The sequence below is a fragment of the Mucilaginibacter sp. FW306-07-L genome (assembly GCF_058782065.1).
The window spans coordinates 37,758-53,427 of sequence record NZ_JBYSXI010000003.1 but is presented as its reverse complement, the minus strand read 5'-3'; the positions used below and the strand labels follow the sequence as shown (position 1 = coordinate 53,427).

Below are 15,670 nucleotides of genomic sequence, written 5' to 3'. Positions count from 1 at the left end.
TAAAATTCGGTACTTAAAATTCCAGTTTGTCTTCTACCTCGCTGCTGTCTGTTTGCTGCTGATGGTATGATTTGCAATCCATCGTTATGGTAACACCCGATTTAGGCGGATCAAAATCCACGTTCTTTTTTATACCTAATGCCTGGTTAGCATACACCTTTTGCATGTACAGCGCGAAAATAGGCAGCGCTGTATTAGCGCCCTCACCCAGGTTGGTTGAGCGGAAGTGTATATCCCGGTCTTCGCAGCCTGTCCATACACCTGTAACCAGTTGCGGCGTAATGCCGATGAACCAGCCATCAGAGTTAGATTGTGTAGTACCGGTTTTACCGCCGATAGGGTTAGTCAGTTTATATTTTGAGCGTAAGCGCCAGCCGGTGCCTTCATCAACCACACCTTTCAGCATATAAGTCATTACGTAAGCGGTTTGCTCGTTAAGTGCCTGCCTTACGTTGGCATGGTGGTCATATAAAACGTTACCGTTTTTATCCTCAATGCGCAGCAAAAAGGTAGGCTCCGTCCAAACACCATGGTTAGCGAATGCCGAGTAAGCGCCGGTCATGTCAAATACCGAGGCGTTGAAAGTCCCCAGGCAAATAGATGGATATGGCCCGATATCCGGACTGTTAACCCCCATTTTTTTGATCAAATCCATTACCGGCTGCGGTTTAACCTCGTTCATTACATAAGCGGTAATGTAGTTTTGTGAGTTAGCCAATGCTTTGCGTAAGGTTAATACACCGGGTATGGTACCTGTTGAACGTGGTGTCCACGGTTCGCCGTAACCGGTAATGGTTACCGGTACGTTGGCTACCTCCATACAAGGCGAAAAACCTGCGTCGACTGCCACGGCATAAGTAAATGGCTTGGCGGTTGAGCCCACCTGGCGGGTACCCATGCGCACCTGGTCATACTTAAAATGCTCAAAGTTGGTGCCGCCTACCCAGGCCTTGATGTAACCTGTTGTAGGGTCCATGCTCATCATGGCATTGCGCAGCATCATTTTATGATAAACAATGGAGTCAATAGGCTTCATGGTCGTATCAATATCACCCTTCCAGGTAAACAAGCTCATTTTAGCGGGCTTATTGAAATCTGCCTTGATTTCTTCGTCAGATTTCCCGGCCAGCTTCAGCGCCTTATAACGGTCGCTGCGCTGCATGCCCTGCCTTAACAATAGCTGAAAGTTGTTTATGCCTTTCCACAAGCTGCGGCCTTTCCAATGATTATTGAACTGGGCCTGCAGGTTACGCATATACTCTTTTTGTGCTTCCTCGGCATAGCGCTGCATGGTGGCATCAATGGTAGTATAAATCTTTAATCCGTCGCGATCCAGATCATAAGGTACATCGCCCTCTTTAAATATTGATTTATCAACCAGTATCTTTTGGATCTCTTTTTTCAGTATCGCCCTGAAATAGGGTGCTGAGCCTTCGTTATGATTAATAGGATGGAAGCTCAGGCCAAGCGGCTTTTGCTTAAATTCATCTACCTGCCCGTCGCTCAGGTAACCCACCTGGGCCATGCGGCGCAGTACCAGGTTACGGCGGTTAATGGCGTTATCCGGATGATTGATAGGCGAGTAGATGCCCGGCCCGTTTACCATACCTACCAGCAGTGCCGCCTGATCGGGCGTAAGCTTATCAGGTGTGGTATTAAAATAGGTTAAAGCGGCCGATTTTATGCCGAATACATTGTAAGCGCCAAAATCAACCGTATTCAGGTACATGGTGATGATCTCTTCCTTGGTGTAGTGGCGTTCTATCTTAACGGCGGTTATCCATTCCTGTAATTTTTGGATGATGCGTTTAAACGGATTATGCGCACGCTCCGAAAACAGGTTAAGCGCCAACTGTTGCGTAATGGTACTGCCACCCTGTTTTTTACCTATCAGGTTATAAAAAATGATGGAGAACGTACGGTTAAAGTCAATACCCGAGTGATCGTAAAAGCGGGCATCCTCAGTAGCTACCAGCGCATTTATCACGTAGGGAGATATCTCTTTGTAGGTAACATTGGTACGGTTTTGTACAAAATAAGTACCCAGTATTTGTTTATCTGACGATATAACCTGCGATGCCAGGTTGCTCTTTGGATTTTCCAGGTCGCGGAAGGAGGGCAACTGCCCGAATATGCCGAATGCTGTTAGCAGCAGCATAATTACTACGAACGAGAAACAGGCAATTACGAAGCGCCATATATACCAGTTATACCTGCGGGTATCCTGTGGTGAAAGTTTTACGATCATTTTCTTATCTAAAAATTATCCTGGTAATACCCCTTATAAGTATCCAGCAGTTTATCGTCGGCTAATTTATCCAGATTTTGCTGCGTTATGATAAAGAAAGTGTATTTATCTTTCGGCACCTTCATAATCTCAGGCATCAAAGGTATAATGTTGCGGGCATATTCCTTCGCCTCGCCGAGCGTATAAAAGCGGCCAACATATATTAGTTGGCTATTGCCGGCCTGTTTAAGCTGGTGCCGTATACGCACACCCGGGTACCTGGTACGGTTAAACTGCCCTACTCCAAAACGTGATGAAGCTAAATTAGTTGTACGGATGCCTACACTTATCACAAAATAATAATTGGTATTATCACTCTCATCAAACGGATAAACCTTTCCCGGTTTTGCCGGGGTATTAATACTATCTGTTTTAGGTTGTGTTGGTTCAGGCTGATTGGCTATTACCGGTTCCGGTTTTTTCACTGCCGGGCTGTCGGCCGTTTTGGTTACAGCGGGTTTTTCAACCTTAGGTTTTTCCGTACGTTTGTCGGCAACTTTGGCAAATTCGGTTACCAACGGTGTCACATCCTCCGGCGCGAAGGGTATATAATCCGGGTCGCTATCTAAAATGGCGAATTTACGGGCGGCCATTTCATTGCTGTTCGCATCAATAAAGGCTAGGTGCTGCCCAACCAGCGGGGTTACCAACCTGTCGGCAGGGTAGGAGTTTATAATGTTAAGCAAGTCGGCTTTAAAGGGAGTTACCTTTACCTGCCTGCCTCGGGCCAGCGCACGCAAATAAAGCAGTTGTGCCGATAGTTTGTTGTTGGGGTACTGCTGCATCAGCGCGTCAACCTGCTGCATCACTTCCGGGTATTTGCGTTGCGCATACAGTTCATACACCTCATTATATAAGGCGTTAAAGCCGGCATCGGCATCATTAACGCGTTTGGCAAAATCAGGGTCTAAAATTACTTTGGCATACGGCGAGTCGGCAAAGTCTTTTAGTAAACGGTTCTTGTACTCATCGGCGCGGGCCAATTGGTTAGTACCGGTATACAGGCGAAACAGGCTGTAATAAATAGCCGCCCGGTTAGGGTTATCCGGAAAGCGTTTCAGTATCAGTTCATATGCGGCAATGGCTTCTTTCGGGTCTTCAATAACGTCTCGGTAAAAATTGGCTATCTCAAACAAGGCGTTATAAATCCTGATGTTCGATTGCGTGATCATTACCGGCGTTACCGGTATGGTTTGCAGCAATTGCTGCTTATAATTGGCCGATGCCGTAATATTTTGCGTTTGCTGTAACTGGTTTTGTACGGCGTTCAGGTTAGCAGTTTGCGAATTGTTTACCGTCAGGTTTGCCGTACTGCGCTGACTGCGCCGCCAGTTGTCCTCCAGCTTACGGTTGCCCCACCGCTGTTTAAAGGTGGCGAAGCCCGCGCCCACCGCCGCGTTATTATAAAAATAAAAATTACCGCCCGTCGGTGTGCTCGCCCTCGGGTTTTGCGCGTTGCTGATCTCCAGCGGAACGGCCGTGGGTGCCGTAGCCGATTTCGGATCGGCTGATGTAATTTGTGTACTTAATTGCTGTAACAGCAGGTAGCGGTTAACCATACTGTCAACCATATTGGTACGGGCGGGCTCGGGCAGGCGTGCCAGCATTTGCAAAGTATCTTCATGGGCTACAATATTCAGGTTAGCCGTAAGCTGCTGCAGGTTATCCGTTTTTTTACGAATAGCCAGGTACCCCGGATAAGTTGGTGAAAGATTAGCCAGCGTACTGTCGTAATAATTCTTGGCATCCGAATAGTTGGCCTTATCCTTAAAACAAATATCAGCCAGGCGCAGGTAGGCCAGGCCTTTTTGTTGCTGATTTTGTCCGCCCGAGACGATGGCCAGCCGGTAATTTTCAACCGCCTTATCAATATTATGTTCGTTATAGTAAATCTGGGCAATGTGATAATAGATCTGATCGGTAAATTCCTTGTTGTTACTGTTGCGCAGCAGGCTCCGCAAGCGGTCAACGCGACTGATCTTCACCCCATCGCGCGTATCTTCAATACGGATGCGGTTTAAATCGGCATTAAAAGCCATTTCGAAAGGGGCGTTGCTGCGTACTATTCGGGTATAAGTATTTACGGCATCGGCAGGATTGCTGTTCAATTCCTGCAACTGCGCCAAAATAAAACGCCAGCGTGCCCTGTATTGCGAGGTATTGGCAAACTCAACAGCCTTTACGGCCATGGCCTCAGCATTGGTATAATCGCGGGTATCTATATAATATTGTAGCGCCGTAGCGTAAACATCACCTGTTACATCCTTTTTGGGGTTGATGCTGCGCAGGGCGGTGTCAATTTCCGGCTTGGCGTTATCTGTCTGGTCAAGCATCAGCAGGCTACGGGCTTTCCATACGCGGGCTTCCTGCAACAGTTCCGGCTTTTCACGATGCGATCGCAGAACATAATCACAATATTCCTGCGCGTTAAAATATTGCTTATTCAAATAGTTTGCCTTGCCCAGCAGCAGGTAAGCATCGCCTATATAATTGCTCTGCTCCTTAAAGTTGATAATATAGTTGGCCTTTTCAACTACGGCGGTCAGCTCCTTATCTTCAGTAACATCAGCGGTGTCGTGGTAAACGCGCAGCAGTTCGGTATAATCATCAATAAAGGCAGCGGCGTAGGCTTCCTGTTTTTGGTTGAGCAGTTCGCGGGCGTTAAACAGAATGTTGTAATGTGCCGTAAGATTTTGTAAACGCCGGTTAAATGGGGTTTTCTTTTCGAGCGAGCAGGCGGCGGCCAGCATCACTAAAAAAAGCAGCGAGTATATGATTTTTATGGAGGGCGTTTTATACACAGGAATATAAATGCGAATGCTTTGCTAAAATAAAATAAATACTATACACCAATATTAAATAAATTTGTACCATGCCCGATAACCAAACCAACCGCCCCGAGCAAATAAGCAAAGGCGTAAGCAACTACGCCAAATATACCGGCATTGCGGTACAAATGATTGTTATTATTGGCGGTATGGCTTATGCCGGTTATAAAATTGATGAAGTTAATAAGCACCAGGTGCAATGGGTTACCGCTGTAATGGCTTTGGCCGGTGTGTTTATTTCGCTTTACCTTGTAATAAGGGCTGTTAAAAACTGATATGCTGCGTACCTTAACCTCCTTTATCATATTTTCTGTTTGCCTGGCGGTGCCTCCCGCTGTGTTGGTGTATACGGGTAACCACAAATGGGTGTTGCCGCAATTTTGGGGCATTTTTATATTGATCACCGCTTTAACGTTTATGCTGATGGTGGCGGTATCATTAATACAAAAGCGCCATCCTGATATGTACGCGCAAACCTTCCTGATCATGACGGTTGCCAAAATGGTTTTAAGCATGGCCCTGGCCCTGGTTTTTACCCTGAAATTCAAGGTTGACAGCGTGGTTTTTGTGCTCAATTTCTTTTATGTATATTTCTTGAATACCATCTTTGAAGTTTTGGTTTTGTTACGTAACTTGCGCAACCAAATTTAAAAGTGAAAAACACTCATTTAATGAATTTTAGCCACATTTTGAACTCAAAAAAAACCGCTCTGAGCTTGATTTTAGGCGTTTTTTTGACTTTTTGCGCCTGTAAAACTTTTGCGATACAGCACGAGGAGCACGTAAAAGAGGAGAAGAATGCAGAAACGGAAGCTTTTAATCCGACTACTGCCATATTGGAGCACATAGGTGATTCGCACTACTGGCATGTGCTGGGCGAAACATCAATTCCGCTGCCTGTTATCCTGTTTACTGATAAGGGTGTGGAGTACTTTTCAGCGTCTGTTTTTCATCATGGTACAGAGGCTCACCAGGGCCAATATTATACCTACAAGCTTTTTGAGGATAAAATTAAAGCGGTTAACGCGGATGGCGACATAGATAAAGAAGCATCATCTCACGTTTACGATTTTTCGATAACCAAAAACGTACTGGCTATGTGGATTGCCGGAACACTGATCCTGATCATCTTTATGAGTGTTGCTTCCGCTTACAAAAAGCGCGAAGGCAAAGCCCCTAAAGGTTTGCAATCATTGGTTGAGCCGGTTATCATGTTCGTGCGAGACGAGATCGCCAGGCCAAATATCGGCCGTGGTTACCAGCGCTACATGCCTATATTGTTAACCATATTCTTTTTTATATGGATGAACAACCTTTTAGGCCTGGTGCCTTTGTTTCCGGGTGGCGCTAACGTTACCGGTAATATCATGTTCACCTTTGTAATGTCGGCCATTGTAATGCTGGTGGTTAACTTCAGCGCTAACAAATATTACTGGAAGCACATCTTTTTACCTGATGTACCGGTTTGGTTGTACCCGATCATGATCCCGGTTGAACTGATCGGCGTTATATCAAGGCCTTTCGCTTTAATGATACGTTTATACGCTAACATCTCCGCAGGCCACATCATTGTATTGAGTTTGATATCATTGATATTCATTTTCAAATCAATCGCTGTTGCGCCTATATCCATCCTGTTCGTGTTATTTATGGACGTTTTGGAGCTGCTGGTTGCATTTCTGCAAGCGTTTATATTCACCATGCTTACCGCGCTGTTTATCGGTACCGCGGTTGAGGATCATCATTAATTAATCTCTGCAAACAATTATATAATTATATTTAACTTTTAAAATTTAAAAAACATGACTGGAAGTATTGCTGCATTAGGTGCAGGTTTAGCGGTTATCGGTGCCGGTTTAGGTATCGGTCAGGTTGGTGGTAAAGCGATGGAAGGTATCGCCCGTCAGCCAGAAGCTGCTTCAAAAATCCAAACTGCCATGATCATTGCTGCCGCTCTTATTGAGGGTGTTGCGCTGTTCGGTGTGGTTGTTGCCCTGTTAGGTAAATAATTTTACCTCAAAAAACAATAAAGCCCGGAGCGATTGGCAACGGGCTTTATTTAAAAGTCAAAACGTACTTGTTTAAAATATTTTTAAATATATAATGGAACAATTATTCGAAGGTTTATTAAATGACCATTTAGGATTTGTGGTTTGGGCAGCGGTTGCCTTTATACTGTTGCTGGTTTTATTAGGCAAGTTTGCCTGGAAACCAATAATGCAGGCTATTACTGACCGTGAACGCTCAATTGAAGATGCTTTGCTTAGAGCTGAAGCCGCAAAAGAGGAGATGGCCCGTTTAACAGACGAGAACGAAGCCCTGCTTAAAAAAGCACGTGCCGAGCGGGACCTGATGCTGCACGAAGCCCGTAAGGTAAAAGAGCAGATGATACATGATGCCCGTGATCTGGCTCAAAAAGAAGGCGCGCGTATGCTGGAGATCGCTAAAATTGAGATCAACAATCAAAAAGCTATCGCCCTGGCTGATGTTAAAAACCAGGTAGCCGCCTTATCGCTTGAAATTGCCGAGAAGGTGTTACGCAAGCAGTTTGAAGATCAGGCAAAACAGGATGCACTGGTTGCCGATTTATTGAAAGAAGTTAAGTTGAAGTAATTGCGAATTTCGGATTTTTGATTTCGAAAGTAATTGAAATCGAGTTCGAAATTTAAATGCCGAGATAAGATATAAAAGATACCAGGATAATTCGAAGTTGAAAATCCGAAATCCGAAATAAAAAATATGTCAGAACTAACAGTAGCATCCAGGTACGCCAAATCAATCATTGACCTTGCGGAAGAGCAAAACGCGGTTGATGTGGTAAAAGCGGATATGGATTTTTTCCTGAAAACATTAAAGCAAAATCCCGAACTGAGTGCCGTGATAGCTAACCCTATTGTATCGCACAGTAAAAAAACCGGTATTTTGAGCGCTCTTTTCGCTAACAAGGTTAACGCGCTTACCATTGCCTTTTTTAATATTATGGTTAATAAAGGCCGTGGCGAAGTGTTGAGGGCTACTGCTAATGAATACATTAATCAGTACAACGTTAAGAGCAACATTATAAAAGCTAAAGTTACAACGGCTACACCGTTATCACCGGCCAACAGGCAAACGCTAACCCAGGAAGTTGAGCAGGCTACCGGCAGCAAGGTGATCTTGGTTGAAAAGGTTGACCCGGAGCTGATTGGCGGTTTTGTACTTGCCGTTGGCGACAGGCAGGTTGACACCAGCATTTCTGCTGACCTGAGACGCCTGAAAAAAGATTTTGCTCAAAAAACAGTTTAATAATCACTCAAAAACACCAATAAAAGAAATAAAATGGTAGAGGTAAGACCAGACGAAGTATCAGCCATCCTGCGTCAGCAACTGGCAGGCTTCAAGTCAGAATCCGAACTGGAAGAAGTAGGTACCGTATTGCAAATAGGCGACGGTATTGCCCGTGTTTACGGATTAACAAAAGTACAATCAGGTGAGCTGGTTGAGTTTGACAATGGCCTGCAAGGCATTGTACTTAACCTTGAAGAAGATAACGTGGGTGTAGTATTGTTAGGCTCATACGAAGGTATTAAAGAAGGTGACACGGTTAAACGTACCAGCAAAATCGCATCGTTAAAAGCAGGCGAAGGTATGCTTGGCCGTGTAGTTGATACCCTGGGTAACCCTATTGATGGTAAAGGCCCTATCACCGGTACAACTTATGATATGCCTTTGGAGCGTAAAGCGCCGGGTGTTATCTACCGCCAGCCGGTAACTGAGCCTTTGCAAACCGGTATCAAAGCTATTGACGCGATGATCCCGATCGGCCGTGGCCAGCGTGAGCTGGTTATTGGTGACCGCCAAACCGGTAAAACAGCGGTATGTATCGATACCATCATCAACCAAAAGGAATTTTATGATGCCGGCCAACCGGTTATCTGTATATATGTTGCCTGTGGCCAAAAGGCTTCAACCGTAGCAAACATCGTACGTACATTGGAAGAGAACGGCGCTATGGCTTACTCAATTGTAGTAGCAGCTAACGCTTCGGATTCTGCACCAATGCAGTTCTTCGCGCCATTCGCGGGTGCCGCTATCGGCGAGTACTTCCGTGATACCGGCCGCCCGGCACTGATTATCTATGATGATCTGTCGAAACAAGCGGTTGCTTACCGTGAAGTATCATTGCTGCTTCGTCGTCCACCGGGCCGTGAGGCTTATCCGGGTGACGTATTTTACTTGCACAGCCGTTTATTGGAGCGTGCCGCTAAGATCAACGCGAATGATTCTATCGCCAAAGTAATGAATGACCTGCCAGACTCATTGAAAGATGTGGTTAAAGGTGGTGGTTCATTAACCGCGTTGCCGATCATTGAAACACAAGCGGGTGACGTATCAGCCTACATCCCAACCAACGTGATCTCGATCACTGACGGGCAGATCTTCCTGGAATCAAACCTGTTTAATGCGGGTGTACGTCCGGCTATCAACGTAGGTATCTCGGTATCTCGTGTAGGTGGTAACGCCCAGATCAAATCAATGAAAAAGGTTGCCGGTACTTTAAAACTTGACCAGGCACAATACCGCGAACTAGAGGCTTTCTCTAAATTCGGATCGGATCTTGATGCTTCAACCAAAAGCGTATTGGACAAAGGCTCACGTAACGTTGAGGTTTTGAAACAAGGCCAATACTCACCGGTATCTGTTGAAAAACAGGTAGCTATAATCTACATCGGTACTAAAAACCTGATGCGCAGCGTGCCTGTAAACAAAATCAAAGAGTTTGAAAACGAGTACCTGAACCAACTTGAAGTACGTCATCCTGAAGTGCTTGCTGCACTTAAAGCAGGTAAGTTTGATGATAAACTGACCGGTGTGCTTGAAACTGTTGCCAAGGAACTGACAGGTAAATATTAATTTTTGATATGAGATAATAGATTTGAGATGTGAGACAAACTTACATCTCAAATCTTAAAAAGATAAAAGAATTGAGTACGGGAATTGGGTAGTGGGTTATCTCACATCTCATATTTCACATCTCACATCTCACAAAGAATGGCTAATTTAAAAGAAGTAAGAAACAGGATAACATCGGTAAGCTCAACACAGCAGATCACCAAGGCCATGAAAATGGTTTCGGCTGCCAAGTTAAAGCGTGCTACCAATGCTATTGTACAGTTACGTCCGTATGCTACCAAGCTGAAGGATCTTTTGGCTAACTTATCGGCCAGCCTTGAAGATGGCGCATCGCCATACCTGCAGGAGCGTGAGCCGGTACGTGTATTGGTGGTTGTGGTATCGTCAAACCGTGGTTTGGCCGGTGCATTCAACGCTAATGCCATTAAAACAGCTAACAACCTGATTGCCGAGAAATACAGCGAGCAGTTGCGCAACGGTAATGTTTCTATACTGGCTATCGGTAAAAAAGGCCATGACTTTTTTAGCCGCCGTAAATACAACGTAATCGGCAACAATAATGAGCTTTATCAAAACCTTAACTTTGCCAATACTTCGGTAATTACCGAATCAATTATGCAAGGCTTTGTTAACGGCGATTATGACCATGTTGAAGTGGTGTATAACCATTTCAGAAACGCGGCTGTACAGTATTTGATCACCGAGCAATTATTGCCGGTACCAAAACTGGAAACCAGCGAAAACAATAGCGCATCGCAAACGGACTACATTCTTGAGCCATCAAAGGAAGAGATTGTTGCGGAGCTGATACCTAAGAATATCAAGTTACAGCTTTACCGTGCCGTGCTCGATTCGCATGCGTCAGAACATGGTGCCCGTATGACGGCGATGGACAAGGCTACCGACAATGCCGGGGATTTGCTGCGTAACCTGAAACTATCATACAACCAGGCACGCCAGGCAGCCATCACTACCGAGCTTACGGAGATCGTGAGCGGCGCGGCGGCATTATCAAACGGATAATTTTTATAAAAATATTAATGCGGAAGGGCTACCCGGTAGGGTGGCCTTTTTTGCTTTACAGGATTTTTTGCTTAATTATTAGTGCCTGATATTCTGTAACATTATAATTATTTTTTGGATAAGCAGGTTACCTTTCTTAACTCCCGGGTATCAATATAAAAGCCTATAACATTATGAAAATCAAAAGCTTAATTGCACTGCTCGCCGGAGCGGTGGTGCTACATTCATGCCAAAATAGTGGTGATTACAGCGCACTTGAAAAGGAAAGTACAGACACGGCGCTGGTAGCGGCAGACAGTGTGAATTTTGACCAGCAAAAACTGATAAAAACAGCCGCACTAACATTTAAAGTAAAAAACGTACGCCAGGTAGGTGAGCAGGTAACCGCGTTAACCAATCAGTATAAAGGCATGGTGATGAACCACCATCTGCGCTCAGATGTTTCGCAGTTAAAGGAGGTAAGGCTGGCTGATGATTCCATATTGCGGGTGTCAGCATTTAACACCTATGCGGATATGACGGTTAAAGTACCTGCACAGTATCTTTCGAAGTTTGTGGTCGCCGTTAACCGCCTGGGCATCTACACCACGGTTAGTGATCTGGATATTGAGGATAACACGCTGCCGTACCTCGAATCGCAACTGCGGATGGATAGCCGTAAGGAGTTGGTTAAGGAGCAAAAGCAGGGCCGTATAAAACTAAAACAGCCGCAGGATGTGCTGGTGTTTAAGGATGCCCTGGTTGATGAACAGGTAAACACCAAACGTATTGATGCCGCTGTAAAATACAGCACGGTAAGCCTTAATTTTTTTCAGAATAACAGCATCATCAAAGAGCATTTAGCCAATACCGATCCGGCGGTGTATAATATCGGTTTTGTACCGCGTTTATGGCAGGCACTGGTAAATGGCGTGCACATCGTGGCGGATATTTTTATCGCATTAGCCAACCTGTGGGTATTCATCCTGATGGGCGCGGCAATATTTATGATGTATAAATACTATCGTAAAAAGCACCCGCATTGGTTTGTTGATAAAGGGCCTGTTAAGCCTACGGTTTAATATTAGTTAATACTTATGCTGGTTGTAAGAAAAAGCGCTTGTTTACAAGCGCTTTTTTGATGATATAACTTTAAATGCCCTATTTTTAAGCTCCCTATTATTTAAGTTATGCCCCACCTTAATTCAAGCAAAAATTATTTGATCAGTAAAAATTGGTTATGGATAATTGTTGCCTTGGGTATCGTCCTGCGGTTTTATCATTTATTGGATAACCGTTCGCTGTGGGAGGATGAGGTATACCTTTCAACCGGGTTTGCTCAGTATAACCTTGCTGATGTTTTGACCAAAGCGCTGCCTTTCCAACAAAAAGCACCCTTGGGTTACCTGCTGGTGGTTAAAAGCCTCACCATCCTCTTTGGTACGCATGAAATTACTTTAAGGCTGTTCCCGTTTATATGCGGTGTGTTATCGCTTTTTGTGTTTGTTCCGGTGGTGCAAAAGCTGCTTAAACCGTCAGGGGGGATAGTAGCCATGGCGCTTTTGGCTTTCGGGCCAATAACTGTTTACCATTCCGTTGAGGCTAAGCAATACGCGGTCGAACTGTTTTCGGTGATCTTACTGCTTTATTTATATCTTAAATATTATGGTCAGTCGACATTAAAAAAACGATTGATATGGGGCTTATGGGGTGCCGTAATTGTTTGGTTTTCCTTTGCCTCTGTTTTTGTAATGGCTGCTATGGCGGCGGCCATCGGGCTAAGCTACCTGCTTAAAAAGCAATACAGTTTGTTTATAGGGATGTTGCCGGTGTTCGCTTTATGGTTTGGCAGCTTTATTATTAACTACGTGCTGTTTACCAGTAAAGATAGTGATACCGGCTGGCTGGTTTTCTTTTTTGTGTACCACGATTCCTTTATGCCGGTATCCGCCCAGGCATTGCCCTGGCTGGTAAAGCGGATGGTATCCTTTTTGAATTACCCGATGGGATTAAGCTGGGCTAATGTATATAATACCGGTGTGCTGCAACAAGCGTTATTGCGAATGATATTTGTACCGTTGCTGCTTGCCGCCTTAGGGGTATACCAGCTTTATCGAAATAAAAAGCAACTGCTGCTCATTATCGGCTTCTCGTTTCTGATCGTGTTCGCGGCATCGGCACTAAAGCTCTACCCCTTCCATGAGCGGCTGACACTATTTTTAGCACCATTGTTTATTTTATTGCTCGCTGCAGGTATCGATCTGTTTAGCCAAAGGCCGTTTCAGTCGCGCATAGTAATGATCGTATTAGGAGCGATGCTCATATTTGGACCGATAAAAAGCACGCTTGTGCAGGCAAAGAACCCTTACCTGTTTGGTGATTATAAAAAATCATTTCAGCGTGAGGCATTGATTTACCTGAACGATCATTATCAACCCGGTGATGAAGTTTATGTATACTGGAATGATCTGCCGGGCTACAATTTATATAAGCAGCTTTATCCGCTTAAATTCACAGCCATAGCCGGAAAGGATCACCGGCATAAGGTGGCTGACTTTAACAGCTATTTTAAACTGGTTGATAACGATCTTAGCCGTTTTAAAGGTAAAAAGCGGGTGTGGGTAATTCAGCATAACCACATGGATATTCCTATCGGCGATTACATTGGCGACCCGGTCTGGTATTATAAGAAGAACAACGGGCCGCAATTATTTCATCAGCATGTACAGCAACTGGCCAAGCCGGTAATGAGCTATCATCCGTACGATCCGAAGGCTTCAAGTGATGTGGATGTTACTTTGTACGATTTTACGGCGCGTTAAAAATATTAAATGTGATACGGCTATTGTAGCATATTTTTTTATTTTTGTGCCAATTAAAAAAATACGGTCATGAAGTCAATGGAAAACGCAAATGCCGAAGGGCACTACAAAATACTGGTTATAGCTATAGCTATCGGTTTATTCGGTTGTTTCTTCCGTTTTGTAGGTGATGCTGCGATATACTCATGGGTATCAAACATTGCCATCATTATCGGTACGCTTATCGCCCTTAAAGGTGTATTCGCTATCCTGAAGTAATTAAACAGCACCAAGATATTCAAAAGCGCCTTGCATTGCATGGCGCTTTTTTTATTCCCGTGAGCTATAAGCAGTATTAAACACTTTTTCGCTTTTGTGTTGTTCAATAAAGCATGAAAGTGTTACTTGCCGGTGCTAATGGATATATAGGAACGAGGCTCATCCCCGTTTTATTAGAGAAGGGGCATAACGTGGTATGCCTGGTGCGCGATAAACGCCGCTTTCATGAACAAAGCGATTTTAGCGACCGCGTTTCGCTCATCAAGGGCGATCTACTGCGCGAAAAGGAGATAGAAGATTTTCCGCAGGATATTGATGCCGCTTATTACCTGGTGCACTCCATGTCGCAAGCGCCGGACTTTGCCGAGCTTGAGGCATTATCGGCTCATAACTTCATCCAAAAGCTCAATAAAACCAATTGCCGCCAGGTTATATATTTAAGTGGAATTGTTAATGATGACAACCTATCTAAACACCTGCTATCGCGCAGGCATGTTGAAGATGTACTGCGCGAAGGCAAAGCCCCTGTCACCGTTTTGCGGGCATCCATCATTATCGGCTCGGGCAGTTCATCGTTCGAGATTATTCGCGACCTTACCGAAAAACTCCCTTTGATGACCGTCCCCAAATGGGTAAATACCCGCTGCCAGCCTATTGGTATACGGGATGTATTGGGCTACCTTGAAGGTGTATTACTTAACGAAAAAGCGCTGGATAAAACCTTTGATATAGGCGGGCCGGATATATTAAGTTTTAAGGAGATGATGCTCGGGTATGCAAAAGTGCGTGGTTTACAACGCCGCATGATAACACTGCCTTTCCTGTCGCCCAAGTTATCGTCATACTGGCTATACTTCGTTACTTCGATCAATTATTCACTGGCCAATAGTTTGGTGCAGAGCATGAAGAATGAAACCATTATGCGCAACCATGCTATTGATGCGGTAGTGCCGCGCCAATGCCTCACCTATGAACAAAGTTTAGAACTGGCATTTGAAAAGATAGAGCAAAACTCCATTGTATCCAGTTGGAAGGATGCGTTAAACGGGGGTTACCTCAAATCAGAATTTATGGACCAGATAAAGGTGCCTCAAAACGGTACGCTGGAATATAAGGTAAAGCTGCCCTTTGAAGTAGATAGCGATAAGGTGGAGAAAAACATATGGGCTATTGGCGGCGACCGCGGCTGGTACTATTGGGACTGGATATGGAACATACGCGGATTTTTAGACAAAATGTTTGGCGGGGTAGGTTCACGCAGGGGGCGTACCAGCGGGAATAGCATAGAGCCCGGCGATGTTATAGATTTTTGGCGTGTACTGCTTGCCGATAAACTGAACAAGCGCCTGCTATTATATGCCGAGATGAAGTTACCCGGCGAGGCCTGGCTCGAGTTTAAGATAATTGAAAGAAAAGGCAAGAAATTTTTAAGCCAGATAGCTACCTTCAGGCCAAATGGCTTATGGGGGCGTGCCTATTGGTATATGATGTGGCCCTTTCATCTGTTTATATTTAATGGCATGGCCAAACAGATAGTACAATTTGAAGATCAACGTGCCATTAAAGCCTGACCTATTAAC

General features: G+C 44.7%; 14 protein-coding genes. 12 read left to right on the top strand and 2 right to left on the bottom strand.

Going from position 1 to position 15,670, the window contains the following annotated elements; translation table 11 throughout:
- Window positions 1-13 precede the first annotated feature (13 nt).
- Together AC3WJC_RS15235 and porW are read right to left on the bottom strand one after the other, a co-directional pair.
- Window positions 14-2,248, bottom strand: a complete 2,235-nt coding sequence (locus AC3WJC_RS15235; protein WP_492399980.1) for a penicillin-binding protein 1A — start codon at window positions 2,246-2,248, stop codon at window positions 14-16.
- Between the two features lie 8 nt (window positions 2,249-2,256).
- Window positions 2,257-5,088 (bottom strand): type IX secretion system periplasmic lipoprotein PorW/SprE, encoded by a 2,832-nt coding sequence (porW, locus tag AC3WJC_RS15230; protein WP_492399979.1) that lies wholly within the window; start codon window positions 5,086-5,088, stop codon window positions 2,257-2,259.
- A 71-nt stretch (window positions 5,089-5,159) separates the two neighbouring features.
- On the opposite strand from porW, the gene AC3WJC_RS15225 reads away from it, so the two are divergent.
- The 12 genes from AC3WJC_RS15225 (at window position 5,160) to AC3WJC_RS15170 (ending at window position 15,661) form a co-directional block, all read left to right on the top strand.
- Window positions 5,160-5,390 (top strand): AtpZ/AtpI family protein, encoded by a 231-nt coding sequence (locus AC3WJC_RS15225; RefSeq protein ID WP_492399978.1) that lies wholly within the window; start codon window positions 5,160-5,162, stop codon window positions 5,388-5,390.
- A gap of 1 nt (window position 5,391) precedes the next feature.
- The gene (locus AC3WJC_RS15220; protein WP_492399977.1) at window positions 5,392-5,766 is read left to right on the top strand and encodes a hypothetical protein; all 375 of its coding nucleotides are present in this window, start codon (window positions 5,392-5,394) and stop codon (window positions 5,764-5,766) included.
- Window positions 5,767-5,786: 20 nt separating this feature from the next.
- Window positions 5,787-6,863, top strand: coding sequence for a F0F1 ATP synthase subunit A (gene atpB, locus AC3WJC_RS15215; protein WP_492399976.1), 1,077 nt, complete (start codon window positions 5,787-5,789; stop codon window positions 6,861-6,863).
- A 54-nt stretch (window positions 6,864-6,917) separates the two neighbouring features.
- On the top strand, window positions 6,918-7,124 hold the full coding sequence (atpE, locus tag AC3WJC_RS15210) for an ATP synthase F0 subunit C (RefSeq protein WP_194101808.1): 207 nt from the start codon (window positions 6,918-6,920) through the stop codon (window positions 7,122-7,124).
- A gap of 94 nt (window positions 7,125-7,218) precedes the next feature.
- Window positions 7,219-7,728 (top strand): F0F1 ATP synthase subunit B, encoded by a 510-nt coding sequence (atpF, locus tag AC3WJC_RS15205; RefSeq protein ID WP_492399975.1) that lies wholly within the window; start codon window positions 7,219-7,221, stop codon window positions 7,726-7,728.
- 126 nt (window positions 7,729-7,854) lie between these two features.
- Window positions 7,855-8,400 carry an ATP synthase F1 subunit delta gene (gene atpH, locus AC3WJC_RS15200; protein ID WP_492399974.1) on the top strand — a complete coding sequence of 182 codons (546 nt, stop codon included), beginning with the start codon at window positions 7,855-7,857 and terminating at the stop codon, window positions 8,398-8,400.
- 33 nt (window positions 8,401-8,433) lie between these two features.
- Window positions 8,434-10,008 (top strand): F0F1 ATP synthase subunit alpha, encoded by a 1,575-nt coding sequence (gene atpA / locus AC3WJC_RS15195; RefSeq protein ID WP_492399973.1) that lies wholly within the window; start codon window positions 8,434-8,436, stop codon window positions 10,006-10,008.
- A gap of 138 nt (window positions 10,009-10,146) precedes the next feature.
- Window positions 10,147-11,031 carry an ATP synthase F1 subunit gamma gene (gene atpG, locus AC3WJC_RS15190; RefSeq protein WP_492399972.1) on the top strand — a complete coding sequence of 295 codons (885 nt, stop codon included), beginning with the start codon at window positions 10,147-10,149 and terminating at the stop codon, window positions 11,029-11,031.
- A gap of 173 nt (window positions 11,032-11,204) precedes the next feature.
- Window positions 11,205-12,092, top strand: a complete 888-nt coding sequence (locus tag AC3WJC_RS15185) for a DUF4349 domain-containing protein (RefSeq protein WP_492399971.1) — start codon at window positions 11,205-11,207, stop codon at window positions 12,090-12,092.
- Between the two features lie 108 nt (window positions 12,093-12,200).
- The gene (locus AC3WJC_RS15180) at window positions 12,201-13,832 is read left to right on the top strand and encodes a hypothetical protein (RefSeq protein WP_492399970.1); all 1,632 of its coding nucleotides are present in this window, start codon (window positions 12,201-12,203) and stop codon (window positions 13,830-13,832) included.
- 69 nt (window positions 13,833-13,901) lie between these two features.
- Window positions 13,902-14,090: a hypothetical protein gene (locus tag AC3WJC_RS15175; protein ID WP_492399969.1), complete on the top strand. Its 189-nt coding sequence runs from the start codon at window positions 13,902-13,904 to the stop codon at window positions 14,088-14,090.
- 113 nt (window positions 14,091-14,203) lie between these two features.
- A complete protein-coding gene (locus AC3WJC_RS15170; protein WP_492399968.1) occupies window positions 14,204-15,661 on the top strand; it encodes an SDR family oxidoreductase in 1,458 nt (485 codons plus the stop codon).
- Window positions 15,662-15,670 lie beyond the last annotated feature (9 nt).